This window comes from Candidatus Eisenbacteria bacterium (assembly GCA_035577985.1).
In the GTDB taxonomy this organism is placed as follows: domain Bacteria; phylum Desulfobacterota; class Binatia; order DP-6; family DP-6; genus DATJZY01.
Genome location: DATJZY010000154.1, coordinates 46,862 through 52,896 on the forward strand (window position 1 = coordinate 46,862; position 6,035 = coordinate 52,896).

General features: G+C 69.7%; 7 protein-coding genes. 3 read left to right on the forward strand and 4 right to left on the reverse strand.

Annotated features, from left to right (window positions below; translation table 11 throughout):
* Window positions 1–3 precede the first annotated feature (3 nt).
* Together VMS22_22560 and VMS22_22565 are read left to right on the forward strand one after the other, a co-directional pair.
* The gene (locus tag VMS22_22560) at window positions 4–186 is read left to right on the forward strand and encodes a hypothetical protein (GenBank protein HXJ36829.1); all 183 of its coding nucleotides are present in this window, start codon (window positions 4–6) and stop codon (window positions 184–186) included.
* An 11-nt stretch (window positions 187–197) separates the two neighbouring features.
* Window positions 198–1,055 carry a crotonase/enoyl-CoA hydratase family protein gene (locus VMS22_22565; protein HXJ36830.1) on the forward strand — a complete coding sequence of 286 codons (858 nt, stop codon included), beginning with the start codon at window positions 198–200 and terminating at the stop codon, window positions 1,053–1,055.
* Between the two features lie 19 nt (window positions 1,056–1,074).
* Here VMS22_22565 and VMS22_22570 read toward each other — a convergent pair whose 3' ends face one another.
* The 4 genes from VMS22_22570 to VMS22_22585 form a co-directional block, all read right to left on the reverse strand.
* Window positions 1,075–2,523, reverse strand: a complete 1,449-nt coding sequence (locus tag VMS22_22570) for a sulfatase (GenBank protein ID HXJ36831.1) — start codon at window positions 2,521–2,523, stop codon at window positions 1,075–1,077.
* A 64-nt stretch (window positions 2,524–2,587) separates the two neighbouring features.
* Window positions 2,588–3,451 (reverse strand): GFA family protein, encoded by an 864-nt coding sequence (locus VMS22_22575; GenBank protein HXJ36832.1) that lies wholly within the window; start codon window positions 3,449–3,451, stop codon window positions 2,588–2,590.
* A 34-nt stretch (window positions 3,452–3,485) separates the two neighbouring features.
* A complete protein-coding gene (locus VMS22_22580; protein ID HXJ36833.1) occupies window positions 3,486–4,217 on the reverse strand; it encodes a hypothetical protein in 732 nt (243 codons plus the stop codon).
* Window positions 4,199–5,419, reverse strand: a complete 1,221-nt coding sequence (locus VMS22_22585) for a hypothetical protein (protein HXJ36834.1) — start codon at window positions 5,417–5,419, stop codon at window positions 4,199–4,201. Before VMS22_22585 ends, VMS22_22580 begins: the two co-directional genes overlap by 19 nt.
* On the opposite strand from VMS22_22585, the gene VMS22_22590 reads away from it, so the two are divergent.
* Window positions 5,412–6,035: DUF1566 domain-containing protein (locus VMS22_22590; GenBank protein HXJ36835.1), on the forward strand; the 624-nt coding region annotated here is incomplete at its 3' end. The two genes, VMS22_22585 and VMS22_22590, sit on opposite strands and share 8 nt — an antisense overlap.

A 6,035-nucleotide genomic window follows, 5' to 3' on the forward strand; every position in this document is an offset into this window, starting at 1 on the left:
GCGATGAATCCGCCCGCGGGACGCATCCAGGTCGGCGATCGCGTGACGGTGCCCGGCGGCCGCACGGGACGCGTGACGAAGGAGCGGCTCTTGGTGTCGAACGGATCGTGGTTCTGCACCGTCGAGCTCGACGGCGGCGGTACGGTCGAGGTGCTCGACTACGAGCTGAAGAAGAGCGCCGCCTGAAGGCCGCCGGCATGTCGTTCACGCAGATCCTCTACGACGTGGCGGACGGCGTCTGCACGATCACGCTCAACCGGCCGGAGAAGCTGAACGCCTTCACGGTCACGATGATGTACGAGCTGATCGAGGCGTTCGATCGCACCGACGCCGATGACGCCGTGCGCGCCGTCATCGTGACCGGCGCCGGCCGCGCCTTCTGCGCCGGCGCCGACGTGTCGGGCGGAAGCCAGACCTTCGACTACGAGAGCCAGGGCGCCTCGGAGATCAAGGAGTTCCGCGACGGCGGCGGGCTCGTCTCGCTGCGCATCTTCGAGTCGAAGAAGCCCGTCATCGCGGCCTTCAACGGCCCGGCGGTCGGCGTCGGCTGCACCATGACGCTGCCGATGGACGTCCGCATCGCCTCGACGAGCGCACGCTTCGGCTTCGTGTTCGCCCGCCGCGGCATCGTCCCCGAGGCGGCGTCGAGCTGGTTCCTGCCGCGCATCGTCGGCATCAGCCAGGCGGCGGAGTGGTGCTACACCGGCCGCATCTTCCCGGCCGAGGAGGCGCTCGCCGGCCGCCTCGTGTCGCGCGTGGTCGCACCGGAGGCGCTCATGGACACCGCGCGGGGCATCGCGCGCGAGATCGTCGAGAACACGTCGGCGATCTCCGTCACGCTCACGCGCGCGATGCTCTGGCGCATGCTCGGCGCCGACCACCCGATGGAGGCGCACAAGGTCGACTCGAAGGCCATCTACGAGATGGGCCGCTCCGCCGACGCGATCGAGGGCGTGACTTCATTCCTGCAGAAGCGTCCGCCGGCGTTCCCGATGAAGCCGTCGACCGACCTGCCGCCGTTCTATCCGTGGTGGCCGCCGCGGCCGTTCAAGTAGCCGGCGGCGGCGGCGCCGATCATTGGCCCTCGAGGTACCCGAGCTCGCGCAGGTTGGCGGCGGCATCCGGAGACAGTGCTTCCTTGACCTCGCGAGCCATGGGCGGCCCGCCCGCCGCGCGATCGATCTCGGCCCTCCCGCTCGTGACGAGCCGCGCGACGATCTCCGGATGGTCGCTCGCCACGTTCGTGCGCTCGCCTGGATCCAGCGCGAGGTCGAAGAGCAGCGGACCGCCGTCCGTCTCGATCACCTTGTAGCGCTCGTCGAGGAACGCGCGCCGGTGACCTGCCCAGCCCTCCACCTCGCGTACGGGCGCCATCTCCGCGATCACCAGGCGCGGGAACACTCCGCCGAAGATGTCGGCGCCCTGGAGGCCCGCGTCGACCGGCAGCTCCACGAGGGAGAGAAGCGACGGCAGCACGTCGATCGCGCGCGAGAGGTGCGTCACCTCGGGGCCGAGCTGGGCGGGCCGGCGCCCGTGCGGGAACTTCACGATGAAGGGGACATGAAGCAGCTCCTCCCAGAGCGCGTGTCCATGGCCGTAACCCGCGTGGTCGTACAGCTCCTCGCCGTGGTCGGCGGTCACCACGATGAGGGTGTCGTCGAAGACGCCGAGGTCGCGCAGTCCGCGCAACAGCGGCCCGATGGCGACGTCGTCGGCGCGGCGAAGTTGCGCCTCGTACACGAGGTGCAGGAACCGCACGTCCTCCGGCGTGAGATGGAGCGTGCCGTCGGCGATGTCCTGGCGCACCTTGGGACGGATGAAGTCCACCCCGCTCTGTCGTCGCGCGGCTTCGTCGTACGGAAAGGCGTAGCGAGTCATGTACTCGCCATCGCGACGCCAGTACGGGAACGGGAAGTGACAACCGTGCAGATGGACGTACCCGAAGAACCGTCCGCGCTGCGCGCGTACGAAGTCGAGGGCGCGCACGGCACGGACGCTGTCGCCCCCGCTCTTCACCTGGAACGGTACCACCGTCCCGAATCCCTGGGCGAGGCCGAAGACCGGCGCCAGGTGGTGGTTCATCATGATCGCGAAGGTCTCGAAGCCGTGCGCGGCGAGCCGTTCGGCGAGCGTCTCCGCGTCGTCGGACAAGGCGTGATTCGCCACCGTCATCTCGGCCCCCTCCGCGTTCCGGTAGGTCTGGAGCGAAACCCCCAGGTAGACCCCGTGGCTCGACACGTATCGGCCCGTGAAGAGCGAAGCCGTCGACGGCTTCGTCCACGACGCCTGGACGTAGTGGCGGCGGAAGACCGTCGTGTCCGGATGCCGAGCGAGCGCGTCGAGCTCCGGGGTCGTTTCCCGCTCGAAGCCGTAGGCGTGGATCGCGTCGGCGCGGCAGGCGTCGAGCGCGATCATGAGCACGTTGAACTTCCGCGGGTCGCGGGGAGGCGACGAGCACGCGGCGAGCGACAGCACCATCCAGATGGCCACGGTCCGGACACGGAGCTCGCGCACGCCTGCCACGCAGGTTCACTACTAGACCCCTCCCGCGGTTCAAAGCGCGCGGCGCGGCCGCCGTCGTCGCGCCTCAGGCGACCGGCGGCAGCTCGGCGTGCTGGGGCAGATCGTCGGCGATCGTGTACCACGGCGCCATCGATCCCACGAAGATGTGGCGCTGGGGGCGCATGGGCGCGTCCCCATCGAGCGTGCCGAGCGGCACGACCGCGAGGCCGCGCTCGCGATCGATGCGCGGCATGGGTGAGCCGCAGACGCGGCAGAAGACCTGGGTGAAGAACCGCGCCTCCGGGACCTTGTAGGAGACGAGCAGGTCCTCGCCACGCACGAAGCGCACGCCGTCGGCCACGGTGAAGAGGTTCGACGCGTGCGCCGCGGCGCGCGCCTTGCGGCAGCGCGAGCAGTGACAGTGCTGCGAGCGCAGGGGCGCACCCTCGACGACGTACTCGACGCCGCCACACAGGCAGCTCCCGCGGGGCGGCCCGGAAGCGGCGCTGCGCGGCGGCAGCTCGGCGAGCGGGGTCATCCCGAAGCCGGGTGGCTCGGCGTCGAATCGCGGGATGTCGCCGCGGATCTCGAACCACGACGCCTTGGAGCCGACGAAGATGTGCGCGAGGGGGCGGACGCCCGGGTCGCCCTCCAGGGGACCCGCGGGCATCGCAACCCGGTCCTCCCACGCCAGCTCGCCGTCCGGGACGACCGAGCCGCACCGCCCGCAGAACGGCCGGAAGAACCCCGGCGACGACTCGTAGCGCTGGACGCCCTCGCGCCCGCGCAGGAACGCGAACCCGCCGGCCCGGCCCATGACGTAGGTGGCGAACGCCGTGCCGTGCGCCTTCCGGCAGCGCGAGCAATGGCAGTGCGACATCAAGTCGAGCGGCTCTTCGACTTTCCAGGCGACGTCACCACAGAGACAGCTTCCAAGCACCGTCGACATGCTGCCGCCTCGCTACGTCGCGGGTCGGGCAGCGTCAAACTGCCGCTCCGAAGGCGTCGCGCCGGCTTCGCAGAACGCTGCACGTCATCGCCGAACCCACAGCGCAGGGCGCTGGCCAGTGCACTTGCATGGGCCGAATGGCTTGCGCCGCGAACACCGAGAAAGGTACCTTCCCCGCGCCATCCGTGTGTCCAAGGGCCTGATCTGGCGAGGAGCCAACCGAATGCGTGTTCGTGATTCCCGAGCGTCGATCTACGCCGGGATCGTTTCTCTGCTGCTTCTGACCTCCGTCGCGCGCGCGGCCGACGTCGGCGTCACCGCGACCCAGCTGACGGTGACGGACAAGCTCGCCGCCGCCGGCAAAGCGAAGTTCCTCTTCGAGTCGAAGGATCGCGCCGTCACCAAGGGTCCCGGCACCGATCCATCGAGCATCACCGTCGACTTCACCGCGAAGTACGCGAACGGTCTCGCCGAGGGCGGCTTCGTGCTGCCCGAGGGCGCCGCTTGGGTCGCGAACAGTCCCAAGGTGGCGCGCTTCGTCAACAAGTCGGCGCCGGGCGGACCGACGCAGGCGAAGCTCGCGCTGATCAAGCCCGGCAAGCTCGCGAAGCTCGTCGGCAAGGGACTCGGCGATCTTCCGTTCGACGTTCTCGCCGCCGGCGCCCCCGCCGGCGGCGTCTACACGGCCTACTGCATCACGAACGGCGGCGTCCAGACGTGCCTCTGCTCCCAGTTCACCACGTGCTCCTACAAGCTGATCGCGCACGACACGGGCGCCTCGCTCGTCTGCAAGCGCGGCACGGCCGACGCGATGTGCCGGGCGCTCACGCCGGCGACGACCACCACGACGACCTCGTCCTCGACCAGCACGACCTCGTCGTCCAGCACCTCGACCTCGAGCTCGTCCACGACGTCGACGACCACGAGCTCCTCGACCACGTCCTCCACGACCACGAGCTCCTCGACGACCAGCAGCTCCTCCACGTCGAGCGCGCCCTCGACCAGCACCACGTCGACCTCCGCGGCGCCCACGACGTCATCGACCACGACCTCTTCGTCGACGTCCACGTCGAGCGCCCCGACGACCAGCAGCACCAGCACCACCGCGGCGCCCACGACCACCACGTCCTCGTCCTCGACGTCGAGCACCTCGACCACGCCGTCGACCAGCACGACCTCCACGAGCGCCGCGCCCACGACGTCGACCTCGAGCACCTCCACCTCGACCGCGCCCTCGACCAGCAGCACCAGCACCACCGCGGCACCCACGACCACCACGTCCTCGTCCTCGACGTCGAGCACCTCGACGACCCCGTCGACCAGCACGACGTCCACGAGCGCGGCTCCGACGACGTCCTCGACGTCGAGCTCGACGTCCACTTCGTCGTCGACCTCGACCAGCTCGACCACCAGCAGCTCCTCCACGACCAGCACGTCGTCCTCGACGAGCAGCTCGTCCTCGTCGAGCAGCACGAGCTCCTCGACGTCGAGCAGCACCTCGTCCAGCAGCACCACGAGCACGGAAGCGCCCACGACGTCCTCCACGTCGACCTCGACCTCCACCAGCTCGACCAGCAGCTCCACGACCAGCAGCACGTCCTCGTCGACGTCGTCCTCCACGTCGACCTCGACCACCACCGAAGCGCCGACCACCTCGTCGACCTCGACCAGCACCTCGACGTCCAGCTCGACGACGTCGAGCACGTCGACATCCAGCTCCACCTCGAGCAGCACGACGACCACGACCGAGGAGCCGACCACGTCGTCCACGTCGACGAGCTCGTCGACGACCAGCAGCACCTCGACGTCGAGCAGCTCCTCGACCAGCAGCAGCACGACCACCACCACCGAGGAGCCGACCACCTCGACGACCTCGACCAGCAGCTCGACGACGTCGAGCACGTGGTCCACCACCAGCACCACGACGAGCACGTCGACCACCACGACGACGCTCGCCTGCGTGGCCACGTCCGGGACGCTCTGCGACCTCGGGAACGGAACCATCTTCGACACGGCGACGGGCCTGCAGTGGGAGAAGAAGGACGACGGCGGCGGCGGCCCCAACCCGAACGACCTGCACGACGTGGACAACCGCTACGTGTGGGCCGGCGTGTGCACGCTCGACACGACCAAGCTGTGCCAGCCGACGGTGGGCGCCGAGGTGGCCTGCAAGGTGCAGACCGATCCCGCCAACTGGCAGGACGGTGGCTGCGAGCCGTGCGCGCCGGCGGACGGAACGTGCAACGTCGACCCCCAGGGGCTGGGCTCGCTCTCGACCGTCTGGGAATGGCTCGACAGACTCAACGATGCCGGCTTCGCCGGGCACAACGACTGGCGGCTCCCGACCATGAGCGGCAACCCGCCCGGCAGCACGCCGGACGCGCCGGAGCTGGAGTCGATCATCGTGCCGGTCCTCGTGCCCCGGATCGATCCGATCTTCGGCCCGACGCGGCCCCTCGACTACTGGTCGGCGAGCACCGACGTCGCGAACCTGGCGCACGCCTGGAACGTCAACTTCTCCAACGGCAACGTCGACAGCGACGCGAAGGAGTTCGGCGACTTCGTCCGGGCGGTTCGCGTTCCG

Excerpts from the sequence above, each read along its gene's own strand:
- VMS22_22560 (HXJ36829.1), top strand. The coding sequence starts at position 4 with ATGAATCCGCCCGCGGGACGCATCCAGGTCGGCGATCGCGTGACGGTG.
- VMS22_22565 (HXJ36830.1), top strand. The coding sequence starts at position 198 with ATGTCGTTCACGCAGATCCTCTACGACGTGGCGGACGGCGTCTGCACG.
- VMS22_22575 (HXJ36832.1), bottom strand. The coding sequence starts at position 3,451 with ATGTCGACGGTGCTTGGAAGCTGTCTCTGTGGTGACGTCGCCTGGAAA.